This is a genomic window from Chryseobacterium endalhagicum (genome assembly GCF_016745235.1).
GTDB lineage: Bacteria > Bacteroidota > Bacteroidia > Flavobacteriales > Weeksellaceae > Chryseobacterium > Chryseobacterium endalhagicum.
This window is the reverse complement of the sequence record NZ_JAELVM010000002.1, coordinates 667,840-686,306: the sequence shown is the minus strand read 5'-3', so window position 1 is coordinate 686,306 and position 18,467 is coordinate 667,840. Positions and strand designations below refer to the sequence as shown.

Here is an 18,467-nt window from a genome sequence, read left to right as displayed (position 1 = left end):
AAATCAAAAACAACGAAAATGAAAACAAAACAGGAAATAAAACAATATTTCGAGAACGGAGATATTCCTACTCAGGAACAGTTCTGGGAATGGCAGGATTCTTACTGGCATAAAGAGGAAAGCATTGCTCAGGATAACATCAGCGGACTGAAAGATGCTTTAAATACTAAGCTTAACAGGCCACAGGGCGGAACCGGATTTTATATTATTGCCCAAAACGGGGATATTCCCGGTTATTCCAAGCTAAATCTGCAATCTTACAATATTCCTTACTGGAACGGATCCAGTCTTACAAGCAGCGGCATCTATCACAGTAATGATAAAACAGGGCTTGGAACGCAGAATCCTTCGGAAATGCTTGAGGTAGCAGGGAATATTAAAACTTCGGGACTGATCGTCTCTAATCTTCCGGCAGCCAATCTTAATTTCAGCAGAAATCTTGTGGCGAAAGATGACGGAACCATCGGATGGGAAACGAAATCAGCCTTTACAGGATCTTACATCCCCTTAACAGGAACAGACCCGGGCAAGCCAGTTTCAGGAAACCTTGAACTGATGACTGAGCTTCCGGAAGAAAACAACCTGATCTACCGAAATAACAGGGAGACTGGAGTAAGGAGCGAAATAGGATTCTTCCCTGAAGGAATGACGCTTTCATCCGCAATCAGCGATCAGAATGTAGTGATGACCAGAATTGATCTTTCAAATGATGCATTATATGTATCCGGGCATTCTTCCCAGCTGGCTATGGAACGTGAAAGAACAACTCTTGCTTATTACAATGGCCGGGATATGAAAGGAATTGTGATAGGTTCCGATCAGGAAGGGCCTGTTATGATCAGTCATATATCTTCTTTAGGAAGACCCAGAGGACTTTCAAGTGAGCAATATTTCGGCGATTATGCGGAAGCCAACGATTATATCCAGAAGCAGTATGTAGACAAGAAAATGTCTTATTCCAGAGAAGAAGTAAGGACTGAGGGAACCTGGATCAATGGCAAGCCGGTTTACAAAAGAACACTGTTTTTCGACCAGATTCCAAGAAACGGAGAGATTGATCTCGCAAGAGAGATTCCGGACATCGAAACCATCGTTTCCAATGAAATGTTTACCGAATGGTGGGCTTTTGATACGGCATTCGCAGGCAACCAATGGAGAACCCAGATTTTCATTACGGTAGAACCCAAACTCATCAAAATTGAATTCGTGAAGGACCCTGATTATGATTATTCCAGGATCAATTCCTTTACGATCACCCTGGAATACACCAAAAAAACTGATTAACAACACAACAACACACAATTATTAAAATGGCAACAAACGACACAACCAACAATGCTTCACAAACTCTTTTCAGATTTGTAAGCCTTAGAAATCCTCAATTAACTGAAACCAAAGGCAAGAACTTAGGTTTCATCCACAGACCTCAAAAAGGTTTAACCAGCTACTTCGATTCTTATATCAATCCTGCTGATTCGGCACTGAATAAGTTCCAGGCGATGGAACGTGCTTCAAAATCCTTCAACAATGCCGGTTTCGAAACGGAGCTTAAAGTGGAAGAAGGAATTTTTGCAGAAGCTTTGAAAATAGGCAGAAAAATTTCAAAACAGGAAGAGCTTTCACCTTTTGAAGAAAGCAATGCCATCAATGCTTATGAAACAACTACTCCTGAACAGCTGAGCGTTTTATGGGACAACCTGATGTACCAGACAGCTTCCCAGAATAATTTTTATGTTAAAGAAGCGGTGGCTCATATTTTAAAAGCACTTCATTTCGGCTATGTATGTGCTCTCCCTTCTACAGAAGAACTGGTAAAAATTAATGGTTCCGATCTTAAAGCAAAAGCCCGTGAAGCCAGAGTGGTCCTTCCGATGAAATTTTTCGGAGATGGCTATGAAGGAGAAAGTACCGGTTCAGTAAATCCCAATACAACACAGCCGTTCACGGTAGGAAAATCGGCTATCGGGAAAGATGCTATTAATATGAGTAAAGCTACTCTTTCTGTTCCTGCCAAAGAGCAGCTGAAAGCCGAAGGAGAAAAGATCCTTGAACTCACCAACCTTAACCTTGAAAAAGATGGTTTAAACAAGCTGAAAGCTGAACTGGAGAAAGTACAGAAAGTGTATCAGAAAGCAAGAAACAAAGCTTATGATGAAGCCTACAAGGAATATCTTGCAGCCAATCAGCCAGCCCTGGACAGATACAGAAACCAGCTGAGAGACATTCAGGCCCAGATCAAAGAAGGCATGACCGAAGAACAGATCAATGCTTTGTATGCAACGCTTGAAGAGCCTTCTATTCCTCCTTTTGTGTTCACGTATAAGGATGAGATCAATTTCGGAGATTTCAAGGCAATGCTTTCACTGGATTCTTTGAAAATCTTCGTTGACAAATTTACAGTATTATCCAGCGGGCAAAAGCCTGAAGACGGTTTTGACTTTACATCAATCAATGTAGTATCTGACAGAAGACTTCAGCTGGGAGAAGCAGTAGTTTCCATTACCGATGAATTCGATACGTATCCTGAAGTTTTTGACAAAATTGATGAAGAGCACACTGAAAAGTCTCAGGCCCTTTATAACAAAACACCTGTTCAGGAGCAGACTTTTGCGAGTCTTGGGGGCGTTCTTGTTCCTGTAGCAGATTCTTTTACACAATATGCGGCTAAGGTAACGCCAAGATCGTATTATTTAAAGGCAACGCCTCAGGGAAGTATTTTCTCCGGCAGCCCGGCTTATCTTACCTTCTATTATCAGGCGGAAAGTTCAGCATGGGGAATGGCTTCAGCTAAGTTATCTATCATCTCGGATGTAGGTAGTTTTGAGGAAAGCTATAACAATATCGAAGTTGTAGACAGTAAGGTGACTCTGGCTTCCGTTATGGTGGGGAAATTCAGTAAATACATCCGAAATATTCAGATTAAAATCTATTTCAACAACGGTAAAGAGGCTTCTCTTGATCTTTCGGGAGTAGAACCTAATCAGGCTTATACTGATGTACTGTATGTAGAAGATATTAAAGATGAAACCGGAAATCCGGGCGGAGGAATCGAAAATCCTAAGCCAGGAACCTTTATACCGAAACACTTCGGTGTGAAGAGATTGGGTATTGCAGATTATCTTAAAGTAGAGCAAAGCGTTCATGCATATGTTCCGGGAGAAGTTTCCAACATTGAGAATGTAATGGCCAGTGAGCTGCGCCACAAGTCTTCTGTAGCAAGAGATTATTCCGAAATCACGGATACCACTTCGGAATCTATAGAAAGTGAAAAGCTTTCTGATACAACAAGGGCAGACAGAAATGAAATGCAGACGGAGATCGCTCAGGAGCTTAAGAAGGAGCAGAACATCACTGCCACCACAAAGTTCACGTACGATACGGAAGTGATTAAATACGAAATTGGGGGAAGCTACGCCAACAATACGTCACAACAGGACAGTACGAAACAGGCGGTGAAAAAATCCCAGGAAATTACAGAACGTGCTATGGAACGTGTCCTTACGAAGATCAATAAAGAGCGTGTTCAGAAGATCATCAAGGAATATACGGAAACCAACGTTCACGAATTTGACAACAGAGGCCAGGCCAGCCAGGAAAATCCTCAGCACATTACCGGAGTATACAGATGGGTAGATAAAAAAATGAAAAACCAGATCTACAATTACGGTAAGCGTACCATGTTCGAATTCATGATCCCGGAACCGGCAAGACTTCACACTCTGGCGACTGCAGTTTCTAAAGCAGACACATTAACAGCTCCGGCTGATCCGAGAAAAGCCGAAAAACCATGGGGCATGGCAAGTGCTCAGGTGGCCACCAAAGATCAGATCGAATACTGGGCTAATATTTATAATGTGAAACTTACTGAACTTCCGAAATCCCCGATCAACCTTATTTTAGGAAAACAGTGGGAAAAAGTAAACGGAAACGAGGAATACAGACACAGAACCATTGATATTCCTGTGAACTACGAAGCAAGCAGTGTAAAAATGTTCTATGGCTTCGAAAGAAACAGAAGAGGAACAAGTACACTTTATACCAGCAACTTTGCGGGAGGAATGGTTCCTTTCTCTACTGGTGGAACTTCCATTGACGAAACTGCCTATTTCACGCCTCAGAACGTAACCGGTTCTTACGATTTTGCCTACAGATGTATCAATATCGACTCTGTGAATATTGCCTTCGAAATTACCTGTAAACTTTCCCAGGCATTCATGAAATCATGGATCCAGGAGAATTTTACAGCCATCATCAAAGCGTATGACGAAGCTTACGCTGTTTTCCTTGAAAAACAGAAGGAACTACAGGACAAAGCAAAAGAAGAGGAAGAAGCCAACAAAGAAAAGTTGGGGAACTTCTACCGTGAAATGGAATCTGTAATTCTGAAGCACAACTGTATCGCGTACCTTCTGCAGGATTATCTTAATACTTTAGGACAGTCATTTACGTCCGGAAGCCAGATGAGCGATTTCAAAGTGATCCTGAGCGAAAACCTTGAGCAGTACACCGCTTTAGCGAAGTTCATGGAACAGGCATTTGAATGGAGCATCATGGATTATACGTTCTACCCGTATTACTGGGCAGACAGAAAAAGATGGCAGGAAATGTATCTTACGCAAAGTGTAGATCCGTTGTTCAGAAACTTCCTTCAGGCAGGTATGGCCAGAGTAATCGTAACCGTGAAACCAGGTTTTGAAGATGCTGTACAGTTCTTCATGAGTACCGGAAAAATCTGGAACGGAGGCGAAGTTCCTGTAATCGGAGATCCTTTATACATGTCTATCGTAGACGAACTGAGAAAGCCAACCGGAGAAGCTCAGGGTAAATACTGGATCACGAGAATCCCTACCACTTTAACGATTCTTCAGGCGCAGTCTGTAGGACTTGAAGTAGAACAGGCACTTCCATTGTTCCCTGAAGATGATCCGAAAAACTGTGAGAATCCGAAGGAACTGGAAACAAAGAGTGCTTTCAAGCTTGCTAACATAAAGCTTCAGCATGGTGGAGATACCTCGACCTTACCTAAGGAACTGACAACAATTTTTAAATAATTCAAAATTGGCGGTTGTAAAAGACCGCCGGTTTTTTTTAACCAATTAAATTAAAAATCATGTATAATTACAGACCTATAGGAGTTTATGGTGCGAAAACACTTGCCGATGAGGAACGGGAGAAACGAAAAGAACGACTTGACAGGGAGAGACCGGATGTAGACGATTTGGAACAACAAATCAAAAAAACAGGGAAAAATTTACTCATTGTATTAGAATCTGATGGAAAAGATCAATTTGATGATACTCACAACAACATCTGGCTGGTGAGACACATTCCTTCTTTTGCCAATTATGACAGTTTTGCAGAGCTTGCCAAGAAATATAAATTCAAGAATATTGCTATAGTTCATCATGGTAATACTTACTCAGATCATACTGTAAGAGATGCTATAAAAGTAATTCTTCATTACCAGGACTTCCAGGTTTTGGGAGAGGTTTATAAAAAAATGGATAAGAAAGATATTACGGAACTTGATGATAAATATTTTGAAGATTTCAGAAAGGAATGTGACAAACTACATAGTGGAACTTACGAACTGAGACATGTTAAGTCTTACCTGAGTCTGCGTTTGTTATTAAATACAATCCAAGATAATTTTTCTTTCTTTTCCATAGCCTGTAACGAGGCTGATGATAAGGAATATTTATATGAAATGGCAAAAATGACAGATAAAAAAATAAAGATTTTTGCCAACTCAAATTTTACGCAAATTGAAATCAGCAGACATTTTCCGGTAAATAATCCTTTTGTAATCAATTTCGGATCGATCCTGAATTGTTTTCTGACCACAGGAGATTCGTGGATAAATCCCAACGGATGGTCGTATATCAATACTTCTTCAAATAAGATTACGGTTACAAAACAAGACATTTGGCTCTACAGTATAGGAGCAAAAGTATATGAACTTGTTGACAGAACTGCTGTTCTGACTCCTGAACAGGCAAAGAAAATTAGTGAATACCAAATCTATTATTCAAAAAAATTTAAAGTAGGATATAGCAGGGCAAAAGGAGATGCTGTTTATGATCAGCTCATTAAACAAATCATAAAAGATAATCCTGGCATTCCATTAATTCCTAAATAATATTTAATTTTATTAGCCGCAGCTATCGTTGCGGCTTTTTGTAAAGATATCTATTTCCAACTTTCCAGACATCAAAAAATAAAGTAAAAAGTAGTCTAAAAAATTAAAACACGACACGTTTTGTCGCATTAAGCCTATATATTTGTCTTATAAAATTTTACCATGAAACGCAGCGGTGCTGCAGCAAAATTATAGACGAATGAAAAAAGATTTTTATCTGACAAGATATGCCTTAATTATCAAAAGATTAGAAAGTTCTCCGGCTACCTATTCCCAGCTGGAGGACTATCTTCTCAATTCTTTCGAATTTCAGGATGCAGGAATCAAGAGCTACTCGATCCGCACGCTGCAAAGGGATATCCGTGAGATTTCCGATCTTTTTAATCTTTCCATTCACAACAAAAAGAAAGGCGATAACCGGTATTATATTGAAAGCCGCCCCATCATGGAAGTGGATGAATACAACCAGAAATTACTGGAATCTTTCCAGGTAAGCAATGCCCTGAACCTTCATCCGGATTTTTCAGATTTTATCTTTTTCGAAAGCCGCAAACCTACCGGAATAGAGCATTTCTATGATCTTTTCTTCGCCATCCGTAATAAAAGAGTGGTAAGTTTCGAACATTACAACTACAAAAACAAAATAATGACTTCCCGGAAGGTTCATCCGCTGGCTTTAAAGGAATCCAAGGACAGATGGTACCTTATTGCCATTGACACTAAGGACAAAGTTCTGAAATCATTCGGTTTGGACAGGGTAAATTATCTGGATGTAAGCGACAATAAGTTCCGGGAAAAGTATAATTATAATTTCAGGGAACATTTCAAAAATGCATTTGGCGTCATGAATCTTGCAGAGCAGAGGCCTCAGAATATCGTTATGAAATGCAGCAGGCACCAGGGAGAATACATCAGAAGTTTCCCGCTTCACCAGTCTCAGAAAGAAACCAAGGAAACTCCGGACGAAATCTATTTCGAGTTCTTTCTCCACCCTACTTATGACTTTATGCAGGAGATTTTATCTTATGGAAAAGAAGTAACCGTCCTGGAACCTAAAGGTTTAGTTGATGACATCAGAACCCATCTTCAGGAATCCCTGAACCGCTATCTTGAAAGCTGATATTAAGTGTGAAAAGCTCATATTTTTTGATTACATTTACATAAATATACTCTTTTGAAAGCTTTAATATTGTGCATATTCAGCCTCCTGTCTTCTTTTTGCTTTTCCCAGCAGAAGGAGGAGTTCCGGCAGGTAAAAAACTATTACAACCAGCACAGGAGCATGCTGAATACAGAATTCAAAAAGAAATTTGACGCAGAACCCAATCTCGTAAAAAAAGCTGCCGTAAAAAATGACTTCCTTTTTTTCATGAAAAAGATGGACAGCATTGAAAATGTAGCCATGATAGGAGCACTTTTAAAGGTAAGGAACCTTGAAGACCTTCAGTTTATCAAAAAAAATGAAAATAATCCAGCCCTCCTTCCCGTAAACACTTCAATTCTTGAAAAGCCGGCAGAATATCCAGGCGGAATGGAAATGTTGAAAAAAGAAGTGGCGGGACTTTTCTACACAGGCGGAGTTTACACAGAAACCAAGACTGTAAAAGCCAATGTGATATTCATGATAGAAAAGGACGGAAGTATCAGCAATGTACAGGCTGAAGGTGATAATTTTACGTTTAACAGACAGGCTGAAATTGCCATCTACTCCATTCCTGATAAATTTTCTCCCGCCATAGCCAAAGGAAATATGGTACGGTCCCGCTTCAGGCTTCCGCTCACTTTAACGCTTCAGGACTGATGTTTACCGACGAATATTACATGAAAATGGCTTTGCAGGAAGCAGAAGCCGCACTTGAAAAAGATGAGGTTCCTATCGGATGTATAGTGGTTTCCAATAACCGGATTATTGCCAGGGCTCACAATCTCACCGAAACATTAAATGATGTGACTGCCCATGCAGAAATGCAGGCCATCACCTCAGCCGCCAATTTTCTGGGTGGAAAATACCTGATCAACTGTACCCTTTATGTCACCATGGAACCTTGTGTGATGTGTTCCGGAGCTCTTTCGTGGGCGCAGGTTTCTAAAGTAGTGATCGGTGCCAGAGATGAGCAGAGAGGATTTATCAACAAACATCTGTCTCTGCATCCAAAAACAGAAATAATTACCGGCGTTATGGAAAATGAATGCTCAGCAATCGTAAAGGCGTTTTTTAAAAGCAAAAGATAAGTTATTCAGAATTTTCTATCGTGGAATGAAAAAGAGGACGTAATGCGTTCATTTTTCTCCAGTTCTCTTCCCTGGCTACAATCACAGATGTTCCAAAACGGAGTGTGAGAAGGCTGTCTTTTTTCTGATATGAAAAACGGACGTTGGTTTTCCGCCCACCGTAATCTTCCAGAATAAGATGATCCTTTGAACCTGAGCTGTAATGGAAATCCCTGGTCTTTTCATCTTTATCCATCAGGATCACATAATGATTCCTGTGAAAGAAAATATACTGAAGATCTGAATTTTTATCTGCATTTTTAAAAGCCCCGTGAAGCAAAGGCCGTTCACTGAGATCATCATTATAATTTCCTGAATTTATATAAGGAAAAAGGATCATCACCAGCGAAGTTCCAACAAAAGCGGTTTTAAAAAAGATCCAAACCGGAAGAAGCTTTACAGACGGTTCCGTATTTTCCTGAAGCTGGATTTTCTGTTTTAAGATTAAAAACCGGTACAGCGGAATCCACTCATCTTTTAATCCAAAAACAGCCATACACAATAAGATCAATGAAAAGAATTTAACCGAAATATCAAATCCAAGATTGATGAAAAGAATGTTAATCACAATTCCTACAGAGATCAATAATCCCAGCGTTCTGGTTATACGGAAAAGGATCAACAATGCTGCTAAAAGCTCAAATACACCCATGGATATCGAATACAACCGGGATGTTCCCATCGTACTCCAAAACAGGATGTCTTTATCCAAATTTCCGAAACGGGAATAGAGGATATTGGGCTCGGGAAGATAAAACTGGGCTTTAAAAATTTTATCCAATCCATACTTCAGCAGGACCACGGCAATATATAAAACCGCTATTTCTTTAGAAAAGTAAAGAAGTTTTGGAAGATGTTTTTCTTTAATTAATGCCGTAATGAATACTGAAATAATTAGTAAAAGTATGACCAGAACAAGCATGGAAAGACTGTCCGAAGAAAAATCTATTCTGGCGTGATCTGCTTGAAAAACCTGTTTCACTATCCAGCCTGTAAGATCTCCAAATAAGAATGATGATATTTCTTTCTGGAAATCCCCCAGGAAATCTAATGGAAAAAACAGCATAAAAAGCAGGAAGAACATTCCTACACCTGCAGCCAGCCTACTTCTCATTATTTTTTTTATTCCTTTTCCAGCTGTAAAATCCCGAAACTCCGGAAATCATCAGCACCCCAAGCAGAAGTCCGCCCCGTGTTTTGTCTGATTTTCCTTTCTTTGGTTTTGCCGTGGAAGGTTTGATCTCTTTATAGGATTTATTTTGCTTGTCGTATTCTACAAAAACAACGCTGTCCATATCATTGATAAAATGGTAGTCTCTTTTCAGAACAGTTTTTACACTGTCAATATTCTTTTTGGAAAAAAGCGGATGCTTGCGTACCGTTTCTCTTCCCGGCTGCCATTCTCTTTTTTCATTATTCACCATTATTCTGCTTGCCGAACTTGTTACCAGAATGCTTTCTTCGTCATTCAGAATGATTACAGAATCCAGCTTTGCATCTGTTACAAACCTTTTCGGAACTATTCCGAGATTTGAAAAATTAGCATCGAAAAGATCTTCTGAAATGGCTTTATCAAAGTATTCAGCATGTCCGCTGTGACTTTTAAAAGCGATGAGTTTGGTTTGTGAAAAAACAGAAATGCTTATCAGTAAAGCGAGAAAAGAGGAAATTGTTTTCATGGAAGTATTTTGGAATTTGATCCCTTCTTCCCCGAAAAGTTAAATCATCTCTTATTTTTAAAAACAGAATACATCATAATATCAAAGTATTCGTCCCCTTTTTTGAGATGCTGTTTCAGCAGGGCTTCCCGCTCCATACCTGTTTTCTCCATAATTCTTCCGGAAGCCGGGTTGTGGAGGAAGTATGTGGCATAAATTTTATTAATCCCGAGTTCACGAAACCCAAAATCAATAAGCGCTCCGGCAGCCTCAGTAACGTATCCTTTGTTCCAGAACGGTTTTCCCATCCAATACCCCAGCTCTGCTTTGTCGTCTCCACGATCATGAAGGCCGATTGCTCCTATAATCTGCTCTTCTTTATTACGGATGGCAAAAGTAAATCCGGTATTGTTTTCGAAAGCTTCTGCCGACATTTTCAGCCAGAATTCAGCATGTTTTTCACTGTAAGGATAAGGAATATTGGAGGTAAGATCTGAGAAAATTTTATCCTGAAGATATCCGGTCACAACAGGAATATCACCCTCTTTAAGCTCTGACAGGATCAGTCTTTCAGTTTCAATTCTTGGAAATTCCTTTAATCGTCTCATGATCTCTTATTTTGTCTACAGAACCTTTTTAATCCATCCGAAAGGCCACCTTAACCTTAACCTTAACCTTAACCTTAACCTACAAATCTTTCCCCAGGAAATACAATCCTTTCAGTGTATGCAGCCTGTCCATCACGTGAATTTTTTCAGTCAGAGGCTTGTAGATATGTGAAACGCCGCCTGTTGCAACAACAAAACATTCGTCATTCACCTCATCGTTGATGCGGTCTATAAAACCTTCTACCATTCCCAGAAATCCGTATACCATACCGCTCTGCATACAGGTTACGGTGTCAAGACCTAATACAGACTTGGGTTTTTTCAATTCTATATCGGGAAGCTGTGCAGTCTGGCTGATCAGGGAGTTTAAAGAGGTTACAATTCCCGGAGCAATAATCACTCCAAGTGTTTCTCCGGTTTCTGTGACACAGCTTGCCGTAAGTGCCGTTCCAAAATCAATGACAATCTTCTTCTGGTTCGGATAAAGATTGTGGGCGGCTACCAGGTTGGCATAAATATCCGTTCCCATCTGTTTGGATTTGGCCTGAACTCCCGAAGGGGTAGACCGGTCTACGATCACCGGCAAAATCCCATGGATCTTCTTGATTGCGGAACTGATCACTTTGGTAAGCTGCGGTACCACTGATCCTATAATCACTTTACTGATTTCCTTTGGTTCAACTTTATAAGTCTGGTACAGCATCAAAACCTGTACATAAAGCTCATCTACGGTTCTGTAGGGCTTTGTATTGATCACCCATGAAATATCACAGTTATCTCCGTTAAAAAGTCCGAATCTGATATTGCTGTTCCCTACGTTGATTACGATTGAATTCATTAATTTTTTAAGCTTGTCTGGGTTAAAAAACAGATGTAAAAATAAGGCTTTATGATCAAAAACACACAATATCTGCATTATTTTGAAGAATTCTTTATGCTCTGCTTAGCTTGCCTGTGGGATAATCATTACAGCTCCGGCTATAAAATATCTTCCATGGAATAATTTTATTTTTCCCGTTGAAAATTTAAAACTCCGATTGGATAGATTAAAACAATTAATTATCTTTAAAAACTGAAAATATTTTATCCTTCTTCCATGAAAAAATTAATCTTCATCCTGTTCCTTTGTATTGGCCTGAATACGTTTGCCCAAACCGGAAATCAGGTCAAAGATATATTCCTGAAAATAAAGCAGGATTCAAAGATTGATAAGAATGACAGGACTGTTTATGATCTCCTTGATGAATTCTATAATAAAAATCTTCAGGCAGAAAAAGATGAAATGACTCCTGAAACCGTTCAGAGAATTGAAAAAACAGCCTCAAATCCAGATACCAAAAACCTTCATATCCTCCTGCTTTTCTTAATGTACCAGCAGCATATCAGCCGGACTTCCATGGCCGGGAAAGCACCTGATACCGGATTCCAGATTGAAGCCCTGAATTTACTGGAAAATGAAACCCAAGAGATCTACGGAAAAGTTCCCGCTATCATCTATGTCTACAAAAGCGAAGCTTTCGACGGAGCAGGAAAAAAGCAGGAAGCCAAAGCAGCTGTAGATCAGGGATTAAAAGAATATCCGGATTCGGTTCCTTTAAAAGTATACAGCTATCTTAATACAAAGGATGAGGTGTTAAGGAATGATCTTGTCAAGAATCATCCGAATCATTGGATGGTGCAGCAGTTTGGGATTAAGTAGGTGGGGTTTAGACGTCAGATTTCAGACATCAGATTTCAGATTTTTTTGGAAGGTTTGTGAATAGTGAATTTTGCTTCGCAAGTGAATGGTGAAGGTTTTTCAAGATATCAGATTTCAGACGTTAGATTTCAGACCTGAAAACTTAGAAGATTTCAATACAAATAAAAATCCCGCGGAAAATTTCTGCGGGATTGTTTTTTATTAGATTAAAGAATGTCAATGGTGAATTTTGCTTCACAAGTGAATGGTGAATTTTTGGGACAATATGAGATTTCAAGCACTAGATCTTAAATATAAATATGCATCTCAAAACTCTCAAACCCTAAAACACTCCGACTCTCAAACCCGCATCTCGAATCCCGAAACCCGAGTCATTATTTCACTTCTACAATATTATCCGCCATATTCACATCTGCCATTCTCTGGCTGAAATCTATGCCTAAAACAGAAAGCTGAGCTTTTGTATACGGAATCGTAAGGGTATATTCTTTCTGAGTCCATGGCCAGTAAGGCATTGTTTTAAAATCTCCGTAAAGATCTTTTCCCTTCCAGGTATGAGTCATATTCAATGGAATCTGATAGGTAACGACCTTTTTATCTGCGGTCAGTACATTGAAATCTATTGGCATCGGAACCTGTCCGTTTTTAACTAAAGTAATGGTGGTAGATTTTGCTTCGTACTTCACATCTTTGATTCCGTAATCAATGGTTTTTGTCGTGTTGATCCAGTAATTGTGGAACCATTTCAGATCCATTCCGGATACTTTCTGAGCAATATGAAGGAAATCCCTGTCAGACGGATGTTTCATATGCCATTGATCATAATACTGCTTTAAGGTTTCGGCAAGATTCTGCTCACCCATAATGTAACCCAGCTGTACAAGGTACAATTCACCTTTTACATAGGAAGCAAAGCTATAAGAAGTTCCGTTATCATGATGATCTCCAAACCATACTGCCGGTTCTTCAATACCTTTTTTCACGAAGTTTCTGTAAGCCTCTACACTATGGGCAAAAGGGTTTGGAAGCTCTTCCGGAAAAAGCTGATACATTACATAACTTTCGGCATAGCTTGTAAATCCTTCATCCATCCATGGGCGTACGGATTCGTTGGTCGCCAGCATCTGCTGATACCAGGAGTGTGCTCCTTCATGAGCCATCAGCCCCATCAGCCCTTTCATATCTCTAGCTTCCCCAAGGATCATGGTACACATTCCGTATTCCATGCCACCGTCTCCGCCCTGGATAAATGCATACGTCGGGTATACATATTTTCCGAAACGGCTGTTCATGATCTGGAAATATTTGGTTACATAAGGCTGGGCTTCTTCCCAAACTTTTGTTTTATCGTTCTGCTGGTAAACAAGGAATACTTTCGGACCTTCAGGAACATCAAAGCTTTTTACTACATAATCCCTGTCTGCGCTCCATGCGAAATCCAGCATATTTTTCGCTGTCCATCTCCAAACGGCTTTTTTATTTTTATCTGCTTTAATTTTTGCAGCGGCATCATAGCCTTTTACTTCGGCCGGGTTCTCAAGAATTCCTCCTGCTCCTACTACATAATCTTTATTGATCTTAATGGTCACATCAAAATCTGAGAACGGTGCATGAAACTCTCTTCCGACATAATCAAAAGTAGCCCATCCGTCATAGTCGTACTCTGCAATTTTCGGGTACCATTGCGTCATGGTCATATCCACTCCTTCACTGTTATTTCTTCCGCTTCTTCTGATCTGCTGAGGAATCACAGCGTCCCAATCCAGCGTAAAAGTAGTGGTTGAGTTAGGCTTAATCGGCTCTGCCAGATAAACTTTCATAATGGTTTCCTGAATCTCAAACTTCAGTTCTTTTCCATTCTGCTTAATCCAGTGGATGTTTTGTGCGCCTTCCTGATCTTTCGGAATAGAGGCCAGTCTTGAAACTCCCTCTTTCTGCAATCTGGAATCTCCATTTTTTCCCTGTCCGCCCACTCTCTGGTCCATCATTGAATTAGGCTTAAAGGCATTCCAGTACAAATGAAAATACACGACATTCAGCTCATCCGGTGAATTGTTGGTGTATTCTAAAGTCTGGTTTCCCTGGTAGGTAAATTTTTCAGCATTAACGTCAATATCCATCTTGTACTTTGCAGCCTGCTGATAATAAGCTCCCTGCTGAGCCTGAAACTGTGAAATGATAAACGCAAAAAGGATTGCAGCCGATTTTCTCATTTAAAATTTATTTTTTTTAAAGGTAGGTAATTTATATAAAACCCTCAAATATGAAGCTATTTTAAGCGTTTTTGATGGGTTATGACTTTAGATGGGTTTTCATTCTGATGGTTAAGTTTGCTGTTGCAGATTTTTAAACACAAATGACGCAAATTATTGCACCATTTTACACACTAATGATTCGTGAAGATATTTTCCTGGAAGCCATGTCAAGGTTTAAAACCTTGACATGGCTTATTTGATATTCGTGAAAAACATTTGTGGCAGTTGTGTTTAAAATTATGGATGGGTCAACATTTTCTTAATTAAAGTGATCTGCCCTAAATGATAGTAAGCATGCTCAATCATGCCGTCTATATTTCTTTGGTAGGTTCCGTATTTTTCATCAACAAAAACCTCATCCAGCTTGTTATCAGGCAGTTCCTCAATCAATGATGCAAATTTTTCCGAATCTGTCCAGAGCTTATTTAAGAGGGCCTCCCACTGCTCCTGAGATTCAATTGGGGGAAGATCAAAGCTGAACTTGTCTTTAATTTCAAGATCCCCTCCTTCCAGTACATTCACAACTCCGGCTATGTAGTACCCGATGTGATAAGTAAGCACGGCAATGGTATTTAAAGAGTCTACTTTTGTGACAGCCAGTTGCCAGGATACCCCTGAAAGCTGGTCTTTAAAATTCGTGTTCGCGATCCAGAGGCCATCCAGCAGGACTTCCCTGAATCTTTTTGCAAGTTGTGATGATGAGCTCATTGTTTTTAATTTTTACAAGGAAAGATAATCAAATCAGGTTATAAAATTAAATAACTTTAAACGCTACGATCACAAAATGTTTTTAATTAAACCTGAAAAAATATTCGCAAGGACTTTTTACTCAGCAAAAACAGCACGCAGGCATTGCTTAACAGAGTGTCTTTTGCGACCGGAAAATAAAAGAATTAACAGAGCTTTGCGGATATCGCGTTAAAAATAATATGACCGCGCAGGATATTTACAAACAATCTTATCCCGAACTCATGTTATTTTAGTAATTTCAATTCATAGAAAAGGATTAAAGTTAACCGCTAAAATACAGCAAACCAATGATAAGAACTTTAATAATTACAGGAATGACAACGATCTTAACTTTATTGGGCTGTTCGGAACAGAAAAATAAAGATGATGGCAAACGCTCAAAAAATACGCAGGAAAAACTTACTGATTCCTCACAGCAACTGCAGAACAAACCAACATATAAAAATATGGATATCAAAGAATTCAAAGAAAACTGGGGTTTAAAAGCAATCCCAGCCGAATTAGAAAAGCTGATTGAGTTTCAAACCCATATTTCAGCTGCCGAATTTTACTCACAGGGGTTTGCTGTTATGGTTGATGATAAATCAGGCCTTAAAAGCTGGAGTGAAGATCCCGCATTTCTGGATCAACTGTTTCCTTTTGCACAGGCAAATGGTACGGGCTCTTTTTATGCAATCTGGAATGATGGAACCGCAAAACCCATTAATGAAATGCCTGTTGTGGTATTCGGTGATGAGGGAGGAACGCATATCGTGGCTGAAAATATTCTGCAGCTCATTCATCTGATCACATTTGACAAGGAAATCTCAGTTGAATTTGAACAAGCTTACTTTTACAAAGATACAGATGATGTAGAAAGCAGAGATCTGAACAAGTTTTTGAAATGGCTAAAGGAAAATTACGGTTTAGACCAAACCCAAAATCCAGACGAAATAATCACTTCTGCCCAGGAAAAATACAAACAACCGTTTGACAAATGGTTCGCCCAATATTATAAAATTGAATAGATTAACTGGTAAGGAAGTTTGAAGCCGGAAGAGGGAAGTTACTGAAGTCCAAAGACAGAAATACAACGAGGCTTTTATTAATTTTTGAAGCAGTTTCAACAAATTTAAAGGCAGCAGTTTAATATTATTGCCCAATAGTAATTTCCAGCTTCCAGCTTCCTGCCTTTTAATCCCAACTTCTTATCCTCAACTCAGGTTAGATTATTAAATAAAAAAACCTCAAATGTAAAATACACCTGAGGTTTCCATAGGATTGAAAAATCAAATTATTTTTTAGCCGGAATTTCTTTTTTTCCGCTTTGTAAAATCTTTTCAAGGATTCTTAACGTGATCAGATAGGTAGGTTTTACGCCTGTAAGTCCTAAACCTCCTGAAGAAAGAGTACTTCCCGTTTCCAAAGGATTATCCGAAGCATAGTATGCGTAACACACGAACAGATCCGGTGCAATATGGTGTCTGATCTTGGAGGCTACCTGAATGGCTTTCTGATAATGTGCCCCTTCCATTTCAAGACCAATGGCTTTCCATGAAGTGTTCATAAAATAAGAAAGGATATCCCTGTTCTGAAGTGATGTTCCCAATACGGTAATCATCGGTCCTTCAAATGCTTTCAGCTCGTCATCTTTAAAATCATCCAGTTTCAAAGCGTTTTCGAAAGGATAGTTATCTGCTGTTCCTTCAAAGATGTGAGAAGTAGGAATCATAATATCTCCTTTTCCGCCTGCAAGAATACCGGCTTTCCCCATGATAGAAACGGATTTCACTTTCATCATATAGACTTCTCCTTTGTGCTCGTAGGGTCTCAGCAATTCGTCCATGACCTCATAGGCCTGTTCTCCGAAAGCGTAGTCGAAAACCATAATCACATCGTCTCCGTTGTATTTTGCACCGCTGAATGGCGTGTTTTTAAGGTCTGTTTTGCTTAAATCAATGATCTGAACATCAATATTACTTCCGCTCTTATCATTAATATAGATCATGCCTTCCTCCAAAGCATATTTTGAAACTTTGTCGCGAAGTTCTTTTTTATCTGAGATATCTCCGTACAGCTTATAATCTACTTCCTTATTGTCTTTTTTCTTTAAAGCATCATTCCCGTACAGCATATTTTTCACAGAGTGCATATTGGCGGAAATAATGTGCAGCGGACGCATATGAAGATCGTTTTCGAATAAAACATCTTTCACTTTATTGGCCCATTTCTCACCGAAATAGTGATGCCCTACTCTTTCCTTTAATATAGCACTGAAATGAATTTCTCTTTCTCTGGTCTGCTTGGCATCTTCAAGGCTTACTTTTCCTAAGTTGTAGATGATCTTGAACAGTCGGTCCGGGTTACTGTCATCCCCGAAAGAATTGTAAGCATTCAATGTCTCTTCAAAAGTTCTTCCTATTAAAGAAGACAAATGAATCAAAGCCACTTCTTTTTCTTTTCTGCTGAATTTCTTTTCCCCTTTTACTACTTCTTCGATGATTTTAAAAGCACGTGTCGGTTTCCAGTTTTCATCCTGAATGAAAGCCAGATTTCTCACTTTATCGGCTTCTATAAATAAGAAGGTAAGGTGGGTAAGGATATCATAAATTTCGGAACGCCCCAAAAGAACTTCAATATTCATCTGGTGTTCGTCTATTCTATAGCAGTTTCTTCTTCTCTTTTTAGGTACAATAGGTTCGAAACTTCCTTTATCAAAGCCCTCATCTGATGTAAGATGAATAAAAGCACATTCTTCAATTCCTTCAGGAAGTCTGTCTAAAACGTACATCAAACCATTTAATTCCAATTTATTCGGAATATTCATGGTACCATAAATCTCTGGATTGATAGTCTTCAACAAACTTCTGATACTTTCTCCAGAAACACCGGCAGGTTTAAAAAAACCTCTGTAAAAGAGGTGTCTCATAGAAATATACAATCTTTCAATTGCTTCCGTTGTTTCTCTAGCTCTAGAATTTGTCATAAAATAAATTTCACACAAATATACAAAATCTCGGCTCAACTTATTTTAAGTATCTTTTAACAAGCGGTTTAAATTTGTATCTTCATGCTTTCTAAAGTGGATCATGCAAAATATATTCATGA

The 18,467-nt window shown here is 39.2% G+C and carries 15 protein-coding genes; 8 read left to right on the top strand and 7 right to left on the bottom strand.

Translation table 11 applies throughout. The annotated features are described in order from the left end of the window. Positions 1 to 18 precede the first annotated feature (18 nt). The 6 genes from JET18_RS13450 (at position 19) to JET18_RS13425 (ending at position 8,371) form a co-directional block, all read left to right on the top strand. On the top strand, positions 19 to 1,284 hold the full coding sequence (locus JET18_RS13450) for a hypothetical protein (protein ID WP_202092594.1): 1,266 nt from the start codon (positions 19 to 21) through the stop codon (positions 1,282 to 1,284). A gap of 26 nt (positions 1,285 to 1,310) precedes the next feature. Beyond that, positions 1,311 to 5,051 carry a hypothetical protein gene (locus JET18_RS13445; RefSeq protein WP_202091839.1) on the top strand — a complete coding sequence of 1,247 codons (3,741 nt, stop codon included), beginning with the start codon at positions 1,311 to 1,313 and terminating at the stop codon, positions 5,049 to 5,051. Positions 5,052 to 5,110: 59 nt separating this feature from the next. After that, the gene (locus tag JET18_RS13440) at positions 5,111 to 6,139 is read left to right on the top strand and encodes a hypothetical protein (RefSeq protein ID WP_202091837.1); all 1,029 of its coding nucleotides are present in this window, start codon (positions 5,111 to 5,113) and stop codon (positions 6,137 to 6,139) included. A gap of 199 nt (positions 6,140 to 6,338) precedes the next feature. Then, positions 6,339 to 7,259, top strand: a complete 921-nt coding sequence (locus JET18_RS13435) for a helix-turn-helix transcriptional regulator (protein WP_202091835.1) — start codon at positions 6,339 to 6,341, stop codon at positions 7,257 to 7,259. A gap of 54 nt (positions 7,260 to 7,313) precedes the next feature. Further along, positions 7,314 to 7,940 (top strand): hypothetical protein, encoded by a 627-nt coding sequence (locus JET18_RS13430; RefSeq protein ID WP_228728548.1) that lies wholly within the window; start codon positions 7,314 to 7,316, stop codon positions 7,938 to 7,940. Then, a complete protein-coding gene (locus tag JET18_RS13425; protein WP_202091833.1) occupies positions 7,940 to 8,371 on the top strand; it encodes a nucleoside deaminase in 432 nt (143 codons plus the stop codon). The genes JET18_RS13430 and JET18_RS13425 overlap by 1 nt, the downstream gene beginning before the upstream one ends. 1 nt (position 8,372) lies before the next feature. On the opposite strand, the gene JET18_RS13420 is transcribed toward JET18_RS13425, so the two are convergent. The 4 genes from JET18_RS13420 to JET18_RS13405 form a co-directional block, all read right to left on the bottom strand. After that, positions 8,373 to 9,524 carry a hypothetical protein gene (locus JET18_RS13420; RefSeq protein WP_202091830.1) on the bottom strand — a complete coding sequence of 384 codons (1,152 nt, stop codon included), beginning with the start codon at positions 9,522 to 9,524 and terminating at the stop codon, positions 8,373 to 8,375. Continuing rightward, a complete protein-coding gene (locus JET18_RS13415) occupies positions 9,514 to 10,089 on the bottom strand; it encodes a hypothetical protein (protein WP_202091828.1) in 576 nt (191 codons plus the stop codon). The genes JET18_RS13420 and JET18_RS13415 overlap by 11 nt, the downstream gene beginning before the upstream one ends. Before the next feature lie 44 nt (positions 10,090 to 10,133). Further along, on the bottom strand, positions 10,134 to 10,676 hold the full coding sequence (locus JET18_RS13410; protein ID WP_202091826.1) for a GNAT family N-acetyltransferase: 543 nt from the start codon (positions 10,674 to 10,676) through the stop codon (positions 10,134 to 10,136). Positions 10,677 to 10,755: 79 nt separating this feature from the next. Continuing rightward, positions 10,756 to 11,514, bottom strand: a complete 759-nt coding sequence (locus JET18_RS13405; RefSeq protein WP_202091824.1) for a type III pantothenate kinase — start codon at positions 11,512 to 11,514, stop codon at positions 10,756 to 10,758. A 258-nt stretch (positions 11,515 to 11,772) separates the two neighbouring features. On the opposite strand from JET18_RS13405, the gene JET18_RS13400 reads away from it, so the two are divergent. Continuing rightward, a complete protein-coding gene (locus tag JET18_RS13400) occupies positions 11,773 to 12,375 on the top strand; it encodes a hypothetical protein (RefSeq protein ID WP_202091822.1) in 603 nt (200 codons plus the stop codon). A gap of 374 nt (positions 12,376 to 12,749) precedes the next feature. Here the strand turns inward: JET18_RS13400 and JET18_RS13395 are convergent, their stop codons facing one another. Next, complete coding sequence (locus tag JET18_RS13395) at positions 12,750 to 14,588, bottom strand: M1 family metallopeptidase (protein WP_202091820.1); 1,839 nt, start codon at positions 14,586 to 14,588, stop codon at positions 12,750 to 12,752. 279 nt (positions 14,589 to 14,867) lie between these two features. Further along, on the bottom strand, positions 14,868 to 15,338 hold the full coding sequence (locus JET18_RS13390; protein ID WP_202091819.1) for a DinB family protein: 471 nt from the start codon (positions 15,336 to 15,338) through the stop codon (positions 14,868 to 14,870). Positions 15,339 to 15,694: 356 nt separating this feature from the next. Here JET18_RS13390 and JET18_RS13385 point away from each other — a divergent pair, with 356 nt between their 5' ends. Continuing rightward, a complete protein-coding gene (locus JET18_RS13385; RefSeq protein WP_202091818.1) occupies positions 15,695 to 16,387 on the top strand; it encodes a hypothetical protein in 693 nt (230 codons plus the stop codon). 266 nt (positions 16,388 to 16,653) lie between these two features. Here JET18_RS13385 and JET18_RS13380 read toward each other — a convergent pair whose 3' ends face one another. Beyond that, on the bottom strand, positions 16,654 to 18,345 hold the full coding sequence (locus tag JET18_RS13380; RefSeq protein ID WP_202091817.1) for a DUF6909 family protein: 1,692 nt from the start codon (positions 18,343 to 18,345) through the stop codon (positions 16,654 to 16,656). Between the last annotated feature and the right edge of the window lie 122 nt (positions 18,346 to 18,467).

Excerpts from the sequence above, each read along its gene's own strand:
- JET18_RS13450 (WP_202092594.1), top strand. The coding sequence starts at position 19 with ATGAAAACAAAACAGGAAATAAAACAATATTTCGAGAACGGAGATATT.
- JET18_RS13445 (WP_202091839.1), top strand. The coding sequence starts at position 1,311 with ATGGCAACAAACGACACAACCAACAATGCTTCACAAACTCTTTTCAGA.
- JET18_RS13440 (WP_202091837.1), top strand. The coding sequence starts at position 5,111 with ATGTATAATTACAGACCTATAGGAGTTTATGGTGCGAAAACACTTGCC.
- JET18_RS13435 (WP_202091835.1), top strand. The coding sequence starts at position 6,339 with ATGAAAAAAGATTTTTATCTGACAAGATATGCCTTAATTATCAAAAGA.
- JET18_RS13425 (WP_202091833.1), top strand. The coding sequence starts at position 7,940 with ATGTTTACCGACGAATATTACATGAAAATGGCTTTGCAGGAAGCAGAA.
- JET18_RS13420 (WP_202091830.1), bottom strand. The coding sequence starts at position 9,524 with ATGAGAAGTAGGCTGGCTGCAGGTGTAGGAATGTTCTTCCTGCTTTTT.
- JET18_RS13415 (WP_202091828.1), bottom strand. The coding sequence starts at position 10,089 with ATGAAAACAATTTCCTCTTTTCTCGCTTTACTGATAAGCATTTCTGTT.
- JET18_RS13410 (WP_202091826.1), bottom strand. The coding sequence starts at position 10,676 with ATGAGACGATTAAAGGAATTTCCAAGAATTGAAACTGAAAGACTGATC.
- JET18_RS13405 (WP_202091824.1), bottom strand. The coding sequence starts at position 11,514 with ATGAATTCAATCGTAATCAACGTAGGGAACAGCAATATCAGATTCGGA.
- JET18_RS13400 (WP_202091822.1), top strand. The coding sequence starts at position 11,773 with ATGAAAAAATTAATCTTCATCCTGTTCCTTTGTATTGGCCTGAATACG.
- JET18_RS13395 (WP_202091820.1), bottom strand. The coding sequence starts at position 14,588 with ATGAGAAAATCGGCTGCAATCCTTTTTGCGTTTATCATTTCACAGTTT.
- JET18_RS13390 (WP_202091819.1), bottom strand. The coding sequence starts at position 15,338 with ATGAGCTCATCATCACAACTTGCAAAAAGATTCAGGGAAGTCCTGCTG.
- JET18_RS13385 (WP_202091818.1), top strand. The coding sequence starts at position 15,695 with ATGACAACGATCTTAACTTTATTGGGCTGTTCGGAACAGAAAAATAAA.
- JET18_RS13380 (WP_202091817.1), bottom strand. The coding sequence starts at position 18,345 with ATGACAAATTCTAGAGCTAGAGAAACAACGGAAGCAATTGAAAGATTG.